Below are 19,018 nucleotides of genomic sequence, written 5' to 3'. Positions count from 1 at the left end.
ACTACCAATTGACTACTATTTGTTATTAGTCCGCCCAAAAAGACGATAGAGCGCAGAGGCAATAAGGTAACTTACGACAAAAGGAAGCAACCCTGCCCACCCCAACAAACACACAAACAGTGTGCCAAGGACAAGCAAGACCAACGCAATAGACAGAAGTACGCGATCTTTTTTCTCCGTTAGCGGAAAGTGTATCTTAAATGCAATCAAAGGAATGTCTGCCACCAAATAGACACAACTTACCAATACCAAGGGATACACAATAGACAATAGGATAGGCATCGTGAGCGGCAACCGGGAGAGTGTAGCCACAATACCGATCCACAAGAGTGCATTTGCCGGCACTGGCAGCCCTAAAAAGGAGGTAGTTTGACGAGTATCATTATTGAACTTGGCAAGACGTAGAGCCGAGAATGCCGCAATCAAGAGAGCCGGCAATGCAAACCAAACAGAGAGGGTTGCTCTCTCCAAAAAGCAGAGAAGAATCATCGCCGGGGCAACGCCAAAACTGACCACATCACTTAAGGAATCCAGGTCGGCACCAATAGCGCTCTGAGCATGGAGCAGACGAGCCACCAAGCCATCGAACAGATCGAAAACACCTGCTGCCACAATGCACCAAGCGGCGGCATTGCCATCCCCGTTGACCAAGACCTGATAAATGGCAAGGCAACCTGCTATAAGATTAGCAAGGGTGATGCAATTGGGGATATAGTAGCGAATGCTTTTCATCGTTGCACAGAGGGGAGCTTCCCGATAACGGTAGTATTACCTTTCACCTTTGTCTCCGGCGCAATAAAAATCTCCGTACCTAGCGGGAGGTAAAGATCAATACGCGAACCAAACTTGATAAAGCCCACAAAATCATTAATGGTACCCACATCACCCACCTGAGGATAGGTAACAATACGCCGAGCCACAGCCCCGGCAATCTGACGCTCCAGCACACGATGCCCTTGCGGCGTCTCTATCACCACAGCACTTCGCTCGTTCTCGGTACTACTCTTTGGCAGGAAAGCCTTGTAGAAATTCCCATCCGTATGGCTTACGTGACGCACAACGCCATTGCATGCAAACCAATTGGCATGTACATCATAGATAGACATAAAAATAGAAACCTTGAGGCACTGTGTCTGCAAAATCTCTCCCTCATACACCTCTTCTATGGTCACGAGCTTACCATCGGCAGGAGCCACGATAATATCTTCTTGCCCTTCGCCCTCATTGTGCCGATTGGGACTCCGGAAGAAATTGAACGCCAACCCCATAAGGACAAGCGTACCTACGAGCAATACAATAGGGATAAGAATATAGGGAGATGCCAGGAATGCTAGGGCATCTATAACTGAGAATATAAGAAAGAAACTGAACAGAATCCCTCTTCCTTCGTGGTGAACTTTCATTGGCTACCTACTGGTGTCATTTATTTCTTTTGCGCTACCCACAGGTAGCATTAGCCCTGCAAAAGTAGCTCATTCTTGCCGATCTGCCCCATTTTGGCAGGACAAATACAAAGATCCTCCCAAATAAACCTCTAAAACAACGACACTTACACATCCAAATACAGCCCTACTCCACCCCTCAAGAGAGGGCAATACTTCCCTTTGACAAGGACTCTTCCCCTCACCTTCTAGGCAGCTCGAAGAGACTCCCTCCGGATATAAAAAGTTGCCCCCGGAGATCAAACCATAGACGTAAGGAAGGGTCCTTCGCCTTTTGACCACCGAGGGGGCAACCCCACAAACAAATAAAACGCATTGGCTCAATCCGCACCTCCCCATCCATGCCCCGAGGGGAGCCAAGAGAGAGAAGGCAATACATGGAGCGGTATAGCTACCATGCGCTTTACGACGAGGGGGTGTGGACCCCATTTCTCGTCTCACAAATAGATCTATTCCATTTCTTTAGCCCCATCACTCCTCTTGTATATAATAATAAGGTGCAGAGGCTCTTCTATCCAAGCAGCTCTATAGTTTGCTACTTTTCGTGGGGGCTTCTCCGCTTGAGAAGGAGTGTTTAGTAGTTTTGCTTACAGGGCTCGAAGTAAGCCTGAGGATGCTGACAAGCAGGGCACTTTACAGGCGCCTTCTTCGAAGTGAGCACGTATCCACAATTGCGGCACTGCCACATAATCTCTTCTTCACGAGAGAATACGGTCTCTGTTTTTACTCGCTCCAGAAGAATACGGTAGCGACGCTCGTGCTCTGCCTCCACCTTAGCAATCTGGCGGAATGCGGCTGCAATTGTGGGGAATCCTTCTTCGTCAGCGATGTCGGCAGCTTCGGGATATAGCACTGTGTGCTCTTCGTTCTCACCATCGGCAGCTGCAGCCAAGTTCTCCATCGTGGTACCAATTACACCGGCAGGATACATAGCCGTGATCTCTACCATCCCACCTTCGAGGAATTTGAAGAACGTTTTGGCATGCTCACGCTCCTGCTCTGCAGTTTCGAGGAAGATGGCAGCGATTTGCTCATAACCCTCTTTCTTAGCTACACTTGCAAAGAATGTATATCTACTACGTGCTTGAGACTCCCCAGCAAAAGAGGCTAATAGATTCTTCTCTGTACGAGTTCCTTTGATTGACTTTTCCATAGTTTCTTTTTTATTTGTCTGTTTCCTTTTCGTTTTCTGCGTGCAAAAGTAGGGATTAAATGTCAGACATACACCCTTTTTGTACCTACTTATAGGTAATCCGTATCTTTTAGTAATACAGAAATGTACTACAACGTGCCAAAAAAAGAGATGAAAGAAATCCTTTTTACCACCCTAAAAACAAGATAAATACAAGAATTTCGAACCATTACCACCCCACCCCTCGCCCAACAAATCCGTACAATTACTGACAAAACACACCCTTTTTAGGTAATCCCAGAAGGCGAGCTAGGCCACCCTCTTCGCCACAAGGGAAGAGCGACATGACAGAAGGAGACCGTACGCCCCTCCCTACTAAAACATGAACAAGACAACTCTCGAACGAGGACATAAGAAGGGAGCACACCACTACTGATAGTCGTACTAAGGGTTCATTTGCGAACTGCTTTTTAGATTTCTATTCCTAAAAGATTCTTCCCTTGCATCATCACCACATAATGCACAGGGGGTATTAGCACCTACCACAAGTACACGCCCTTTGTTTTATCTATGTAAAAAGAGACTCTTTCACATTATAGAAAGAGTGGTCTCAAAGCTCAAAGAGCGACCTCAGAATCAATATCAATATTCGCACGCCTAGCCTGCGCCATTTGCAGCTTGTGCGTAAGTTTATAATTCTTTCCGTCCTTATAGAAATTCCCACCCGTCTGCATGAAATGAAACCCGACTCTAGCCTCCTCGCATTGGCGACGCACATCTAACACCCATTCATAGTAGCAGGGGCGAGCGTTTCTTCCCGACTCACCACCCACGATAATGCGATCGATACCGCTCAACGAGCCGTGGAAGTCTACCATCTCGAGCATTGGCTCTACTATTATCTCACGATGGACGAGCGGCAGTGCCTGAAAAACCGGAAGACGCTCATCTACTCGTCGCTGATTTTCCATCGTACAACAGATATAAACACGGGCCTTTAGCTCAGCCCAAAAGCGAGGTAAACTCTCGGCAATGCGCTCAGGACGCTTGGTGACCATATAGAACTCCAAGTCCTTCCGCTCTCGCATCATCCGCCAAGCCTCCTCCCTCCAGGCATCTATTTCTTCGATAAAGAAATCCGACGAGAAGCACGTCATCACCATAGAGCCGGCAGGGATCTTCCAGTCTCCCCTCCTATCCCGCCTCATTGGCAGATAGAAGGCCGATGTTTTGCACACAATATTTGCATCTATCCCATGCTGCTCATCGCGCGTGAAAACGTAGCAATGCTTACACCCTTCGCTCTTTCGATGACAGCCGTGCACTAAATTCCAGAGTACCATTGCGCCTATTATCTATCCCAACATATTTGCCACAAATCCGAATCTGAGCAACATCCTCCTAACAAAGATAGCGACTCCCGGCTATTATCTCCAATCCTTTTACCAGGAACTTACAGAGACTGTTATTGTAGACAAAGAAGCGTCCGAGAAAGAAGCAAGGGGGATTCGTGGAGCCTCATAAGGGCTTGGATTGTAAGGCTTGGGGCAAAATAAGTATTACGATCACTCCTTAATAGAAATAGAAAAGGGCAAGCTCATAGATGAACTCGCCCGTAATCCGAAGAGCTTTACAACAACTGGGGACGCACCTGTACAGTCTTCTGCTCTCTCTGTTGGCAAAGATAAACGATCGCTTTCACTCTTGCAAGTGGGGGAAGTTTCCAAGGTGGTTGATGAGAACGGAGAACCTTTGGTCGTGTATCATGGTACACCGCTTTCCCGAAGTCAAACAACTCCGAATAGAGGATGACATAGAGAGGAAATGACGCTACCCTATCATAGTTCTGTTGCTCTAAAGAGGGCTAAAAAGACCAAGGTCTCGAGCTGAGCCCCCCCCTGCAGGGTAGAATTCTTTCGGAAATAGGCTGATTAGAAGGGAACATTCTGCCCGAAAAATCAAAAAGTATAGGGCAAGAGTTCTAAATTCCTCAGCCTGCATCCGTTCTCGTTTCAAGGGGCAAAAAAGAACACTCCCCTCTTCCGTCTTCCCCATCAACGGGAATAGACAAAAGAGAAGAGCGCAATTCATCCGAAATCTCTCGAGTGAGAGCCGGAGCCTACACCGGTCGCACTACATAAGCTACAGGGCGGTCTCCATCCACAAAGCCAAGTACATTATTCGTTAGCTCACGCGCCATAGAAAGACGAGCATCGTAGGTCTGCGTTCCCACATGGGGGGTCATTACCACATTGTCTAAGCGGAAGAGGGCCGCATTAGGCTTGTCGGCATCTTCGTATACATCAAGCGCTGCACCGGCAATTTTCCCGGAGGAAAGAGCCTCCACTAGGGCATTTTCGTCCACCACCGCTCCACGAGCGGTATTAACGAGGAGAGCCGAAGGCTTCATCCGAGCGAGCCTATCGGCATCCACAAGATGGCGAGAATCCTCATTAAGAGGGGTATGGAGAGAGACCACATCGGCTGTCTCAAATAGCGTATCAAGGTCGCAATAGGTCACACCGAGCTTCTGCTCTATCTCCTCCGAAAGCCTATGGCGTTTGTAGTAGAGCACCTTCATTCCAAAAGCCTGACAGCGCACGGCCACACTTCGACCTATATTGCCAAAGCCTACAATCCCTATTGTTTTACCGAGGAGGTCGAGCCCCAAGCGATCCAAACGAGAGGGCTTGAGATCTCTACCCATCGTGCGCAAAGTACGATCCCACTCCGCCGTGCGACGCGAAAGCGACAGCAAGAGGGCAAGGGCCAGCTCTGCCGTAGGCGCAATTACACTCTCGGGGGTATTGGCCACAGCAATCCCCTTCTCTCTACAATACTCGATGTCTATATTATTAAAGCCAACGGCATAATTGGCAATTAGCTTTAGATTGGGAGCCTTATCGATAATCTCTCTATCTATGGGAATGTCGAATACCGAACAGAGGATGGTGGCCGAGGGGATCTGCTCCATAATCTCTTGCCGAGAGAAGTCTCGTCCGTGAGGAGGACGCACAAGCTCAAAGCGCTCTTCGAGTTCTTCAAACCCCTCTTCGATGGTATCGAACGCCATGAGGATACGTTCTTTATGTCTGTCTGTCATATTACTAAGGTCTAATTGAATCCGACCACAAAGATAATCCTCTTTCCCTCTCCCTGCTCCCCAGAGAAGCAGAAAAGAGGGCGAAAGAGGAAAAAAAATTCACTCTCAGTCAAAAAAGATCTAGAGCCTCACAGTATCCACAAATAAACCTATATAACAGCCACTTACAAAACACACCTGCAAAAACAAGAAGGCAAAACCCACTCCGGAGAGAGAAAAAAAATTCGCCGACTATTGCACAAATAAAAAAAAGCAGTACCTTTGCTGTCGCTTTCGAGTTGAGAGAGCATCAAAAGTAAAACAGCAGAGGTTGTTTTATAGCTCTTGACAAAGACGGTCGAAGTACACTTCGAGTTTGGTGCGGTAGTTCAGTTGGTTAGAATACCTGCCTGTCACGCAGGGGGTCGCGGGTTCGAGTCCCGTCCGCACCGCAAAATGCGAAGTAAGTACTGAAGAATAAGATAGAAGTCGATTGTGTGCGGCTCTTTTCATTTGGGCCTAATGCCAGGAGAAGAGAGTAACAAAGAAGCCCAAGTGGCGGAATTGGTAGACGCGCTCGTTTCAGGTGCGAGTGTTTTGCGACGTGCAGGTTCGAGTCCTGTCTTGGGCACGACGACAGCTTTGAGGGCGACCTCAGACAACTTGAAACATTTTGCGCGAGTGGTGGAATTGGTAGACACGCTACTTTGAGGGGGTAGTGCCGGTTACGGTGTATGAGTTCAAATCTCATCTCGCGTACTTCCCTTTAAGCATTTATCCTTGGTATTGAGGGTAGGTGCTTTTTTATTTTTATACCCTAGAGAAACATAATCTTCGTCGATATTGAACCAAAGCAAGACTCATCTGTTCTACCAGTAGTAACAAACAAAAATTGTATTTGAAGATATGAAAATCAACGAAAAAGTAACAAAGGCCATCGACCTACAAATCAACCGCGAGATGTGGTCTTCCAACCTCTACCTTTCTATGTCTATGTACCTACAGCACAAGGGCTATGCAGGACTAGCAAAGTGGCTTATGGCTCAATCTAAAGAAGAGATGGAGCACGCTTACGATATGATGAACTTTGTAAACCGCCGCGGCGGCCGTGTGACCATCCTTCCTCTTGAGGAAGTTCCCACTGAATTCGGTTCTGTAGCAGACACCTTCACACAAGTATATGAGCACGAATGCAAGGTAACAGCCTGGATCGAAGAGCTCGTTCAGATTGCAGCCGCTGAGCACGACATGGCTTCTCAAGACTTCTTCTGGAAGTACATCCGTGAGCAAGTAGAGGAAGAAGACACCGCTTGCAGCATTATCGATCGCATCAACCTCTCTAAGGAGCAAAACCTAATTTTCTTGGACGAAGAGCTCGCCAAGAGTAGTCTTTAAGAGATCTCCATACTAGGCTTTAAGCCTTAAAAAGGAATTCCACGCAGTCCATCATCTCCCTCTCACTTGGGGTGCAGATGATGGGCTTTTTGTTGTATCTTTGTAATGATGGATACGAACAAGCCTTATAATATGGAGAGTGCAGACAAAATACTCTTAGTGGCCGCTATGCCCAAAGAGGCGCAAGAGCTTCTCCCCCTCTTCTCTGAGCCCCCGAAAAAGGAGGTATCACCTCTTGGCTTTGAGAGCTGGGAAGGCACTACACACAAAGGGCAGCCGTTGCTTCTTGTAACCACCGGTATTGGCAAAGTCTCCGTAGCCGTAGCCACGGCAGAGGCCATCCGCCTATTCTCTCCCACCCTAATACTCAATGTGGGGGTAAGTGGCACCCTCAGCCTGAGTGTGGAGAGAGGCGATATAGTGGTGGCTAGTTGGGTTTGCTATCACGACGTCTATTGCGGAGCCGAAATCCCCTATGGGCAAGTACAAGGTTACCCTCTGCGTTATCCCGTAGAGACTTCTCTCGTTGAGAAATTCAGGGAGACAGAGGTTCCTTTCCATCTAGGAGGGGTAGCCTGTGGAGACCGATTCTTATCCTCCCCTGCCGAGTTCTCCTTTATCAAAACTAACTTCCCCGACGCTCTCGCCTTAGACATGGAGAGTGCCGCCGTAGCGCAGACAGCCTACATCCACCACCTCCCCTTGATGGTGATCCGGCTCATCAGCGACACCCCGGACCGCGCCGATGGCTATGCGCAGTACTGCCAATTTTGGAAAGAAAAGGCATTCCGCACCGAGCGATTCGCCGCCATCCATCAACTCATTAATGCAATCTAGTATAATCAAATACGCACCCTAAAAATGGAGAAGATACCTAGTTTTCAACTCGATCATATCCGCCTCAAACGAGGCATCTACGTATCCCGCAAAGACCGCTTTGGCGATGTGGTAATTACCACTTTCGACATTCGCATGAAGGAGCCCAATCGGGAACCCGTGATGGGCGTACCCGAGTTGCATACCATTGAGCACCTTGCAGCCACCTACCTTCGCAACGATCCCGAGTGGCGCGATCGCATTGTTTACTGGGGGCCTATGGGGTGCCTTACGGGCAACTACCTCCTTATCAAGGGAGATCTCTCCTCCCACGACATCCTGGACTTAATGCGAGCCACGTTCCGCTTTGTGCGCGATTTCGAGGGCGTAGTACCCGGCACCGAGCCTAGAGACTGTGGGAATTGTCTCCTGCACAACCTCCCCATGGCACGCTACGAAGCCGAGAAGTACCTTCGAGAAGTACTCGACGTGGCAACAGAAGAGAATCTTGTTTATCCCTCCTAATCCCTAGAGAGCCTTCAAGAAAAATGGCTACTTTTGCCTACGAAGAATAACTATAGCAACAACCTCTGATATGCAGTTTAAAATAGCCTCCGGAGAGCTTTCGACCCTCCTTCAGAACCAAAGTAAAGTAGTGCCTACCGTCTATAATGAGATGCCGGTACTCACCTACTTCCTTTTCGAAATACAAGACAACAACCTATACGTAACAGGCTCTGACGGTATGATGCGAAGCCGCGGGGTACTCCCCGTGATCACCTCAGAAGGGAACGCGACCTTTGCCGTTCATCCCAAGGATATATTGGAATACGTAAAGGGACTGCCCGACCAACCCCTCCTTTTCGACTACGAAGCGGAGACCTCTACCCTACTGATGACTTTCGAAGGGGGCTACATCCGTTTTGCAACGAGCGATGGCGAGCTCTATCCTAAGGACGATAAAGACAGAGAAGAGGCCGAAACGGCACACGTAGCCACTATGTCTGCCTCTGCTATGCGTCGTGGATTGGATCTTACCATTGGCTCTATGGCAGAGGATGCTAGGCGACCCATCCTTGCTTCGGTGTGCTTCGACTTCAAAGCAAAGTACCTTGCAATGGTAGCTACCTCTACCGAGATCCTTACGAAATATACAGACTCTAGCGTGGTGGATCCCTCTATTGTGGAGCCGGCCGACGTGCGAGTACAATCGCCCTATCAGTTCTGTTTGCCCCAAAAGATGGCGAACTTCTTGCGCGCTCTCTTGGCGTCTTTTACAGATGAAGAGGTAACTCTCTCGCACACGGACCGCAAGGCGTTCTTCAAAGTTGGTAACATCGAGGCCTCTACTCGCCTCGTAGAGGGCCGTTATCCGCCCTATGATTCTGTAATTCCTAAAGACAACCCTCACCGCATCTCCATAGAAGGGCGTCTATTTGTGCCTGCCATCAAGCGCATGAACTCCTTTATGAGCAGCCCCAATCACCCCCTAGTGATGCAGATGTCTATCGATGGGAATTTATTGACAGTCAGCATGGATGTACAAGACGTACGGCAGGCCGAGCAACGCTTCCCAATAGAGAATCCCTCTAACCTCAGCATGAAGCTCCGCTTTAAGGTACATAGCTTTATTGCCCTTATCAATACAATTGAGTCGAGCAACATCGTCTTTGAGATTGCCGATGCCTCTCGAGCTATGGTTATCATTCCCTCCGAAAACCCCAAGGATACGGAACTAACCAATGTGATCATGCCCATTACTACGGCTCGCTAAAATTGCCCTTCTTCTATGGAACTACAGCTCAAGCGTCCACTTGTATTCTTCGATATCGAGTCCACGGGGCTCAGCCCCGAGAAGGATCGTATCGTAGAGATTTCCCTTATCAAAGTCTACCCCGATGGGCACGAAGAGGTGCGCACGCGGCGTATCAATCCGGAGTGCCACATCCCCGAGGAGAGCACGGCAGTCCACGGCATTACCGATGATGACGTGCGCGATTGTCCCACATTTCGGCAGGTGGCCAAGAGCTTGGCTTCTATGATTCAAGGGTGCGACATTGCGGGCTACAACTCCAATCGCTTCGACGTTCCCCTCCTAGGAGAAGAATTTATCCGAGCCGGCGTAGAGGTCGATTTCTCGCGCTGCCGTTTCATCGACGTGCAAACGATCTTCCATAAAATGGAGCGCCGCACCCTAGAGGCTGCGTACAAATTCTATTGCGAAAAGGACTTGACCGAGGCTCACTCTGCCGAAGCCGACACTCGCGCCACGCTCGAAGTGCTCAAGGCTCAGCTAGACCGCTATCCCGAAGATCTGCAAAACGATGTTGAGTTCCTCTCTTCTTTTACAACGCAGCAGCGGAATCTCGACTTGGCAGGACGCTTCGTTTACAACGAAAAAGACGAGGTCGTGATTAACTTTGGCAAGCACAAAGGCACTCCCGTTGCCGAGGTGCTCAAAAAAGAACCCGGGTATTACGACTGGGTGATGAAGGCCGACTTCTCCGAAGACACCAAACAGCACCTCACACGCCTTCGCTTCAAACTCGCATCCGAAAACAACTAATCAAACCCCACCATCAAGCCTTTTATGAGCCTTCAAGGTAAGCATATTGTTCTGGGCATTACGGGCAGCATTGCGGCCTATAAGAGTGCTACGCTTATTCGCCTTCTCATAAAAAAGGGGGCCGAGGTGCAGGTCGTCATCACCCCTTCGGGCAAAGAATTTATTACTCCCCTTACCCTCTCCACTCTTACACAAAAGCCTGTAGTCTCGGAGTTTTTCGACCGCCGAGATGGGTCTTGGCACAGCCACGTCTCTTTGGGATTGTGGGCCGATCTCATGCTTATCGCACCGGCTTCGGCAGCCACCCTCGCCAAGATGGCAACAGGAGTTGCCGACAATATGTTGCTCACCACGTACCTTTCCATGAAAGCTCCAGTCTGGGTGGCTCCTGCCATGGACCTAGACATGTATCGCCATCCTGCAACTCAGAGTAATCTACAGACCCTCCGCGAGCGAGGAGTGCACGTCGTAGAGCCGGGAGACGGCTTTCTAGCAAGTGGGCTGGAGGGCAAAGGGCGTATGGAAGAGCCCGAGCAAATTGCACAAGCCGTGGCCGACTTCTTTGAGGCTAAAGAGCCAGGATGCAAAGAGCCTAGCCTAGCCGGGATAGAAGTGCTCATCACAGCAGGCCCCACCTACGAGCCGATTGATGCCGTCCGTTTTATCGGGAATTACTCCTCCGGACGAATGGGATATGCACTCGCTGCTGAGTGCGCTCGCCGAGGAGCCCAAGTTCATCTCGTCTCCGGCCCCTCCTCTCTGCCCGATCCTCAAGGGGTGCATGTGGAGAGAGTATCAACGGCCTGCGAGATGCTAGCCGCCTGCCAAAAAGTTTCAAACTCATGCCGCCTTGCCATTTTTTCCGCTGCTGTGGCAGACTATCGCCCCGAGCATAAAGCGGAAGGCAAGATGAAACGAGAAAGCACAGGCGCCTCCATGTCTCTCTCTCTTGTAAAGAATCCGGACATTGCCGCCACGCTGGGAGCAGAAAAAAAGGAGAAGCAAATCATGGTAGGTTTCGCCTTGGAGACCTCTTCTAATCACGAGGAGGCAAGGCGCAAGATGGCACGTAAGGGAATGGATCTTATGGTGCTCAATTCTATAAACGACAAGGGAGCCGGCTTTGGCACTCCGACTAATAAAGTCACCTTGATTCCCCAAGAGGGAGAGCCTTTGGAGTGCTCTCTCAAGAGCAAAGAAGAGGTAGCAAAGGACATCCTCAACTACCTTACAAACCATTATTTGCAGTGATGAAGGCGATCCGTTCATTTCTGATTTTGCTTTGCCTACTGCTGGGTGTAGGGCCGATCTCTGCACAAGAGCTCAAAGCAAAAGTTACGATCAATACCGAACGACTGGGGTCGGTCAATGCCAGCCAGTTCGCAGAAATGGAACGCCAACTAACCGACATGCTCAACAATACGCATTGGACTTCGCTGCAATACTCCCCTGCGGAACGCATCGAATGCGCCTTTGCCATTAACCTTACCGCCGTAGAAGAGGAGCGTAAGTACGCCGGAGAGCTTTACATCACGGCACAACGCCCTGTCTTCAACAGCTCCTACCAATCCCCTCTTCTCGTTTGGCGCGACCGAGAACTCAACTTCGATTACCAATCCTTCGACGTCTTAACGTACTCCCCCAACGACATAGGAAGCAACCTCATTGCCAGCATCGTTTTCTATGCATACTACATAATCGCTCTCGACCTCGATAGCTTCTCGCCCTTGGGAGGCAACGTGGCTCGTGACGAGATGCGGCAGCTCGTCAATATTGCCGGGCAGGCAAGCACGGAGTGGAAAGGATGGAAAGCCTACGACAACGACTACAACAGATACGCCATAGCAGAGGCCCTCAGCGATCCCACTCAAGAGCCATTCCGCCAAATGTGGTACACCTATCACCGAAAAGGATTAGACGAACTTGTTGCCAACGTGCAGCGGGGGCGCACCACCCTTTTAGAGGCTCTTAATCAACTCGAGGAGGTCTGGAAAAACACCCCTCGCTCCCCACTTCTCATTCTTTTCTCCCAAACCAAACTTTCCGAATTGGTCAAAGTGGCAGAGAAAGCTACCTCCGAAGAGAAGCAAGCGGCCTACAAGCTCCTCAATAAGATATACCCCACAGAGGGTAATACGCTCGATGTGCTCAAGCGTTAACTTCCCCCAAATCGCTAAAAAACAATAGACACGAATGCTCCAACTCCTCAGGATTCAAGATTTTATTCTCATCGATCTCTTGGAGGTCTCTTTTGCCTCCGGCTTTACTTCCATCACGGGAGAGACGGGTGCAGGTAAGAGCATTTTCGTTGGAGCGCTCTCGATGTTGCAAGGCCGCCGTGCCGATAGTAGTCTCGTCAAGGCTGGGGCAAAACGAAGCGTTATAGAGGCAACCTTTGTAGCACTCCCCCCACATGTGGAGGAATGGTTGCGCCAAAAGGATCTTTGGATGGAGGATGGTGCTTGTGTGGTATGGCGAGAAATCTCCGCCATGGGGCGCAGTAGATGTTTCATCAACGATACGCCCGTCCCCCTCGCTACGCTGGCAGAGTTGGGCGTTCTACTCATCGACATTCACTCGCAACACCAGAATCTGCAGCTTTCGAGCAACCAATTCCAACTGCACATAGTAGACCGGATGTCGGACGATCCTCAACTCCTCCCCGCCTACAAGACCTCATACACTCAATACGAAGAGGCCACCCGCACTCTCGAGGAGCTGAAAAGTCAAATAGCTCGCAGCAGAGAGGAGTATGACTACAACCTATTCCGCTACCAAGAGTTGATCGACGCCCAACTCGTAGAGGGCGAAGAAGAGGGATTGCTTGAGGAGGAGACCCTTTTGCGTCATGCCGATGAAATCAAGAGCACCCTCTACCAAGTGCAAGAGATGCTCGACGGAGAATCCTCAAACGTGATCGGCCAGCTCTCCGGAGCCATTCGCCAACTCGAAGAGATAACAAGCAAGTTCCCGAGAGTCGAAAGCCACCTGGAGCGGTTGAACTCCTGCGCCATAGAGATGCGCGATGTGGCTAGAGACCTCGCCTCTTTTACCGAGCAGGTAGATACCGATCCCGAGGCTCTTGCTCACGTAACGGCGCGCCTCGACCTCATCAATATGCTGTGCCAAAAGTACCATCACCCGGATACAAAAGGACTTATCGCCCTCCGCGAAGATCTTCACAAGAAGGTGCAATTCTGCGATGGGCAAGAAGACCTTCTCCTAGAGGCTGAAAAAAAATCCACAGCTGCCCTAAAAGAGGTGCGACTTCTGGGTGAAAAATTATCGAAAACCAGGCAAAGTACCGCCCTAAAACTAGGCAAGAAATTGTCGGAAGAACTACGGCTACTCGAGATGCCCCATGCCCGAGTAGAATTTAGGGTAACGCCCCTAGAAGCTCCCTCACCCACGGGTTACGATCGCGTGGAGGTGCTCTTTAGTGCGAATGGGGATGCCGAGTTACAACCCGTAGGGAGCGTTGCCTCCGGAGGCGAAATGGCACGTTTGATGCTCACTATCAAGGCGATGCTTGCTGCGTGTGATCACCTCCCAACCATTCTTTTTGACGAGATCGATACAGGAGTCTCTGGGCGCGTGGCAGATCGTATGGGGCAGGTACTCCGATCCATGGGGCACCACCTGCAGGTCATCGCCATCACCCATTTGCCTCAAATTGCAGCACGTAGCGAAGCGCAAATGGCCATCTTGAAGCATTACAACGAAGAGACAGAAAGAGCCTCTACCGAGCTACGCACCCTCTCGCCCCAAGAGCGCGAAGAGGAGGTGGCACGCCTCATCAGCGGCTCCGTTATTACCCCAGTAGCCATTGCTGCTGCCCAAGAATTACTACAAAACAATGATTAAAGAAAAAATCATATTTGGCATACACTCCGTACAAGAAGCCCTAGAGGCTGGCCAGGAGATTGACAAGATTTACCTGCGCCGTGCGCTCGTTTCGGAGGAGGTTCGCGCCATCAAACGATTAGCACGAGAGCAAAGAGTCCCCGTCCTAGAGGTGCCCGTGGAGCGACTCAATCGCTTTACAAGAGGCGCCCATCAGGGCTGTGTTGCCATCATTGCACAGGTCTCTTACACTCCGTTGGAGATGCTGGTCCCTCAGATTTTTGAGCGAGGAGAAGATCCCCTTATCGTGCTACTCGATGGGGTGACAGATACACGCAACTTTGGTGCAATAGCACGCTCTGCCGAGTGTGCAGGCGCTCATGCCCTTGTGATTGCCGAGAGAGGGAGCGTCTCCGTCTCCGCAGATGCCGTGAATGCTTCCGCCGGAGCCCTGATGCGTATTCCCGTGTGCAGAGTGCCCTCAATAAGCGGAGCTGTAGGCTACCTCGCCGAGTGCGGACTCCAGATTGTTGTCGCCAACGAGAAGGCAGAAAACAGCTACTACACGGCCGATCTTACGGGGCCTCTGGCTCTCGTGATGGGGAGTGAGCACGAAGGGGTTTCGCCACAAGTGGCTCGACTTGCCACGCTATCGGTAGCCATCCCCCAAGTGGGAGAGATTGGCTCCCTCAACGTATCAGTAGCCGCAGGGATACTCCTTTTTGAGTCTCTCCGCCAGAAGCAAACGAAATGAATATCACCTAATTATAGAGAAGAGATATGAAGAAAGTAATTAGCACGACCAATGCTCCTGCAGCCATTGGTCCCTACAGCCAGGCTGTAGAGTTCGACAACATGCTTATAACAAGTGGCCAGTTGGGTCTCGACCCCAAGACCGGTGCTTTTGTAGAAGGAGGCGTAACGGAGCAAACGGAACAGGTATTCCGCAACCTCAAAGCCATCCTCGACGAAGCCGGATACACCTTCGATCACGTTATCAAAACAACTTGCTTTTTGGCCGATATGGCGGACTTTGCCGCTATGAATGCCGTGTACGAAAAGAACTTCTCGGGTGCTTTCCCGGCTCGCTCTGCAGTTGCCGTAAAAACGCTTCCCAAGAACGGACTTATCGAAATTGAAGTAATCGCTCGTAAGTAATCCGACCTACGAGGTGCCCACAGAGAGGTGAGGAATCTTGAGAAGCCTCGCCTTTTGGGCACCCTTTTTTTTGTCCCGTTCGAGAAAGTTATAGCTCTCTTCTCAGGGCCTAACGCCCCTCTCCTTGCTATATAGCGACCCCTACCGCAGGCCTTTAGAGCCTAGCTAGTTTTTCTTTATCCCCCTTATGAAACAACCTTTGCCCCCTACATCCGACCCTACGGAGCATCTTTTCACCTCTCTCCGTGAGCACCCTTCTATTGGCTCTCTAGCTCAGACTCTATCTTCCATTCAGCCCGGGGAGGCAGTGCGTTATCGGGGAGTAGCTGGGTCGGCTCTTGCGGTTATCGTGGCTGGGCTTCACCTACGAGAAGACGCACAACCCCTACTAATTGTAGCCAATGACGAGGAGAGCGCAGGGTATCTCTATAGTGATTTAACCCAAATCTTAGGGCGCGAATCGGTTCTCTTCTTCCCCTCTAGTTACCGCCGTCACATCCGCTATGGGCATACCGATGCAGGGAGCGAAGTTCTTCGTTCGGAGCTCATCGCCCGCCTCTCATTGGGTGAATGCCCGATTATTGTATCCCACCCCTTTGCGCTGGCGGAGGGGATCCCCCATGCCAACGAAGTGGAGACGCATGTCCGCTCCCTACGTGTGGGAGAGGAGGTGGATAGGCAACAGCTCCGTGCCTGGTTCGTGGATGAGGGGTTTACCGTTACGGACTATGTATACCAACCCGGGGAGGTGGCCTTCCGTGGTAGCATCGTAGATATATTTGCGTACAACGCAGAGCGACCCATCCGATTAGACTTCTTCGACACCGAGATAGAGAGTATCCGTTCGTTTGATATAGACACACAGCTCTCACACGAAAAGCTAGAAGAGGTTACCCTCTCCTCCAATCTTGCCAACATGGCAGGGGGTGAAAAGGGACAATCGCTCTTCTCGTTTCTCTCCCAAGACTATACGCTACTCTTTACCGATTATGAGGCGGCATTGGGGCGAATAACTCAGCTATACCAAGAGGAGGCCCTGCTTGTAGAGGGGGAGGGATTTTCCTCTACCGAAGAGATGAGAGCCAAGCTAATCGCCCTCGAGACACTACCCCAAGAGATCCACTGCCATCGCCTGATTTTGGGGATGCTCCCCTCGGGCTTGGAAGCTACGAAAACAGTAGAGTTTGCCACCCTTCCCCAGCCCCTATTCCATAAGAATTTTGATCTTCTTATTGAGGGCTTAAAGCACTATAAAGAGAAGGGGTATAGGGTATGGTTCCTCACCGAGAGCACACCACAAGCAGAGCGTTTGAGGGAGATACTAAGCGATTTGGGCGAAGCCTCTCTGATGCCCGACCCTCTCCCCTTGACCCTACACGAGGGGTTCGAAGACGCCGATAGCGCCATGGTCTTCCTGACCGATCACCAGATATTTGAGCGTTATCACAAGTATCGCTTGCAGAGCGACCGCATCCGCACGGGCGGAGTCTCGCTTTCCCTCAAAGAACTCAAGAGCTTCACCCCCGGCGATTTTATCGTGCATTACGACCACGGAATCGGGCGTTTTGCAGGGCTATTCACCCAACGCGACGGGGAGAAGCAGCAAGAAGTGGTGAAAATTGACTACCGAGATGGCGCCTACATCCTCGTGAGTGTACATAACCTCAGGAAGCTCTCGAAGTACCGAAACAGGGATGACGAACCTCCCAAACTGAGCGAATTAGGCGGAGGAGCGTGGAACAGACTAAAGGAGCGCACCAAGAAGCGAGTAAAGGATATTGCGCGAGACTTGATCCGGCTCTATGCAGCGCGCCGAGAGTCTGAGGGTTTCGCTTTTAGCCCCGATAGCTACTTACAACATGAGCTGGAGGCCTCGTTTATCTACGAAGAGACGCCCGACCAACTCAAGGCTATGGAGGCCGTGAAGCAGGATATGGAGCAACCGCGCCCCATGGATCGGCTCATTTGTGGCGATGTAGGCTTCGGCAAAACAGAGATCGCTATACGTGCGGCATTCAAGGCAGTAGCGGATAGCAAACAGGTGGCAGTACTGGTACCCACCACCATTCTTGCCTACCAGCATTATCGTACCTTTTCGGAGCGGCTCAAAGATTTGCCCGTGCGTGTCGCTTACTTCTCACGCGCTCAGTCGGCAAAGGAATCGAAGCAATTGCTAGAAGACCTCAAGGAGGGGAAAATAGATATTGTGGTAGGGACTCATCGGCTTGTGGGGAAGAATGTGCAGTTCAAAGACCTGGGACTACTCGTAATTGACGAGGAACAGAAGTTTGGGGTAGCCGTAAAAGAAAAATTGCGCTCGCTACAAGTGAATGTAGACACCCTCACCATGAGCGCAACCCCCATCCCACGCACCCTGCAATTCTCCCTTATGGGCACACGCGACTTAAGCAACATCCTCACTCCTCCTCGCAATCGTTACCCCGTAGCTACCGAGGTAATTCGCTTCGACCCTGAGGCTATTGCCGAGGCCATTAACTTCGAGCTAAGCCGCAATGGACAGGTATTCTTTGTCCATAACCGCATTGACGATATAGAGGGAATTGCACGCATGATACAGCAGCGCATCCCCGATTGCCGAATTGCCGTAGGGCATGGACGCATGAACCAAACTGAGCTGGAGCAACTCTTTGTCTCCTTCTCGCAACATGAGTTTGATGTGCTCGTCTCTACCACCATTGTGGAGAATGGCATTGATGTTTCTAATGCCAATACCATTATAATAGACAGTGCGCACCATTTTGGTTTGAGCGATTTGCATCAGTTGCGAGGGCGTGTGGGACGCTCCTCTCGAAAGGCATTTTGCTACCTTATTACCCCTCCCATGGATCTCTTGCCGGAGGCATCGCAGCGTCGCTTACGAGCCATTGAGAGCTATTCAGACCTCGGCAGCGGCATCCGAATTGCCATGCAAGATCTCGATATTAGAGGGGCCGGTAATGTATTCGGTAGCGAGCAGAGCGGTTTTATTGCCGACCTAGGATTCGATGCTTATCATAAGGTATTCGACGAGGCGGTGCGAGAGGTAAAGCGAGAGGAGTTTGAGGAGCTTTTCCAAGACGAGAGCGCAGAACTGGCCGCCGAGGAGGACTGCCCCTTCGAGAGCGATCTCTATTTATCGTTACCTCCCGACTACGTTCCTCAAGACTCCGAGCGCATCAGCCTTTACAGAGAGCTAGACAATCTTACGACAGAAGAGGAGGTAAAGGAATTCCGTGAGCGGCTCGAAGATCGCTTCGGACGACTGCCCTCGCAAGTAGAGCAGCTTATCTTGGTACCCATTTTGCGCCGCTGGGGTCGATCACTCGGCGTGCAGCGCATTGTACTACGGTCGGGCGTTCTTTACTTTTTCTTACCCGAGGATCCGGATTCGCCTTACTATCAGGGGCCTCTTTTTGGGCAGCTTATTGCCTATGCTTCGTTCCACCATCGCCAGTGTAGATTAGAAGAAAGCAAGAAAGGGCTTCGCATGGTACGTTTTTCGGGCATCGGCTCTGTTGGCGAGATTATCACGCTCATCCGCACCATTCTTGGGGAGCAAGCATAATTCCCCTCCCTCTTCTCGA

At 50.6% G+C, this 19,018-nt stretch carries 16 protein-coding genes and 3 tRNA genes; 14 read left to right on the top strand and 5 right to left on the bottom strand.

The features are described from left to right. Positions 1-15: 15 nt before the first annotated feature. From Q0090_RS07570 to Q0090_RS07550, 5 genes are all read right to left on the bottom strand, one after another. A complete protein-coding gene (locus Q0090_RS07570) occupies positions 16-732 on the bottom strand; it encodes a CDP-alcohol phosphatidyltransferase family protein (protein ID WP_297949321.1) in 717 nt (238 codons plus the stop codon). After that, positions 729-1,403 (bottom strand): phosphatidylserine decarboxylase family protein, encoded by a 675-nt coding sequence (locus Q0090_RS07565; RefSeq protein ID WP_297949318.1) that lies wholly within the window; start codon positions 1,401-1,403, stop codon positions 729-731. The genes Q0090_RS07570 and Q0090_RS07565 overlap by 4 nt, the downstream gene beginning before the upstream one ends. 613 nt (positions 1,404-2,016) lie before the next feature. After that, positions 2,017-2,595, bottom strand: coding sequence for a rubrerythrin (gene rbr / locus Q0090_RS07560; protein WP_297949316.1), 579 nt, complete (start codon positions 2,593-2,595; stop codon positions 2,017-2,019). A gap of 596 nt (positions 2,596-3,191) precedes the next feature. Continuing rightward, positions 3,192-3,917, bottom strand: coding sequence for a DUF5131 family protein (locus Q0090_RS07555; protein ID WP_297949314.1), 726 nt, complete (start codon positions 3,915-3,917; stop codon positions 3,192-3,194). Between the two features lie 776 nt (positions 3,918-4,693). Next, a complete protein-coding gene (locus Q0090_RS07550) occupies positions 4,694-5,677 on the bottom strand; it encodes an NAD(P)-dependent oxidoreductase (protein WP_297949312.1) in 984 nt (327 codons plus the stop codon). Between the two features lie 357 nt (positions 5,678-6,034). On the opposite strand from Q0090_RS07550, the gene Q0090_RS07545 reads away from it, so the two are divergent. The 14 genes from Q0090_RS07545 (at position 6,035) to mfd (ending at position 18,999) form a co-directional block, all read left to right on the top strand. Continuing rightward, positions 6,035-6,108 (top strand) — tRNA-Asp (locus Q0090_RS07545). 97 nt (positions 6,109-6,205) lie between these two features. Then, a tRNA-Leu gene (locus Q0090_RS07540) sits at positions 6,206-6,287 on the top strand. Positions 6,288-6,331: 44 nt separating this feature from the next. Beyond that, positions 6,332-6,415 (top strand) — tRNA-Leu (locus Q0090_RS07535). Positions 6,416-6,562: 147 nt separating this feature from the next. Further along, entirely contained in the window at positions 6,563-7,051 is a 489-nt protein-coding gene (locus Q0090_RS07530; protein WP_297949310.1) for a ferritin, read from the top strand. Between the two features lie 105 nt (positions 7,052-7,156). Next, positions 7,157-7,888: a 5'-methylthioadenosine/S-adenosylhomocysteine nucleosidase gene (gene mtnN, locus Q0090_RS07525; RefSeq protein ID WP_297949308.1), complete on the top strand. Its 732-nt coding sequence runs from the start codon at positions 7,157-7,159 to the stop codon at positions 7,886-7,888. Positions 7,889-7,912: 24 nt separating this feature from the next. Then, the gene (locus Q0090_RS07520; protein ID WP_004333581.1) at positions 7,913-8,392 is read left to right on the top strand and encodes an S-ribosylhomocysteine lyase; all 480 of its coding nucleotides are present in this window, start codon (positions 7,913-7,915) and stop codon (positions 8,390-8,392) included. Between the two features lie 70 nt (positions 8,393-8,462). Further along, positions 8,463-9,641, top strand: a complete 1,179-nt coding sequence (locus Q0090_RS07515; RefSeq protein ID WP_297949306.1) for a DNA polymerase III subunit beta — start codon at positions 8,463-8,465, stop codon at positions 9,639-9,641. A gap of 15 nt (positions 9,642-9,656) precedes the next feature. Continuing rightward, positions 9,657-10,433, top strand: coding sequence for a 3'-5' exonuclease (locus Q0090_RS07510; protein WP_297949304.1), 777 nt, complete (start codon positions 9,657-9,659; stop codon positions 10,431-10,433). 24 nt (positions 10,434-10,457) lie between these two features. Continuing rightward, positions 10,458-11,684 carry a bifunctional phosphopantothenoylcysteine decarboxylase/phosphopantothenate--cysteine ligase CoaBC gene (gene coaBC / locus Q0090_RS07505; protein ID WP_297949302.1) on the top strand — a complete coding sequence of 409 codons (1,227 nt, stop codon included), beginning with the start codon at positions 10,458-10,460 and terminating at the stop codon, positions 11,682-11,684. Next, positions 11,684-12,592, top strand: coding sequence for a DUF4835 family protein (locus Q0090_RS07500; RefSeq protein ID WP_297949300.1), 909 nt, complete (start codon positions 11,684-11,686; stop codon positions 12,590-12,592). Before coaBC ends, Q0090_RS07500 begins: the two co-directional genes overlap by 1 nt. A 34-nt stretch (positions 12,593-12,626) precedes the next feature. Next, entirely contained in the window at positions 12,627-14,297 is a 1,671-nt protein-coding gene (gene recN / locus Q0090_RS07495; RefSeq protein ID WP_297949298.1) for a DNA repair protein RecN, read from the top strand. Further along, a complete protein-coding gene (gene rlmB, locus Q0090_RS07490) occupies positions 14,290-15,030 on the top strand; it encodes a 23S rRNA (guanosine(2251)-2'-O)-methyltransferase RlmB (RefSeq protein ID WP_297949296.1) in 741 nt (246 codons plus the stop codon). The genes recN and rlmB overlap by 8 nt, the downstream gene beginning before the upstream one ends. A 26-nt stretch (positions 15,031-15,056) precedes the next feature. After that, positions 15,057-15,434, top strand: a complete 378-nt coding sequence (locus Q0090_RS07485) for a RidA family protein (protein WP_004333684.1) — start codon at positions 15,057-15,059, stop codon at positions 15,432-15,434. A 187-nt stretch (positions 15,435-15,621) separates the two neighbouring features. Next, the gene (gene mfd / locus Q0090_RS07480) at positions 15,622-18,999 is read left to right on the top strand and encodes a transcription-repair coupling factor (protein ID WP_297949294.1); all 3,378 of its coding nucleotides are present in this window, start codon (positions 15,622-15,624) and stop codon (positions 18,997-18,999) included. The last annotated feature ends 19 nt before the right edge of the window (positions 19,000-19,018 follow it).

Origin of the sequence: uncultured Porphyromonas sp. (assembly GCF_938023125.1) — a bacterium.
Lineage (GTDB): Bacteria > Bacteroidota > Bacteroidia > Bacteroidales > Porphyromonadaceae > Porphyromonas.
The sequence above is the reverse complement of the archived record's forward strand: the minus strand, read 5'-3'. Positions and strand labels throughout refer to the sequence as shown.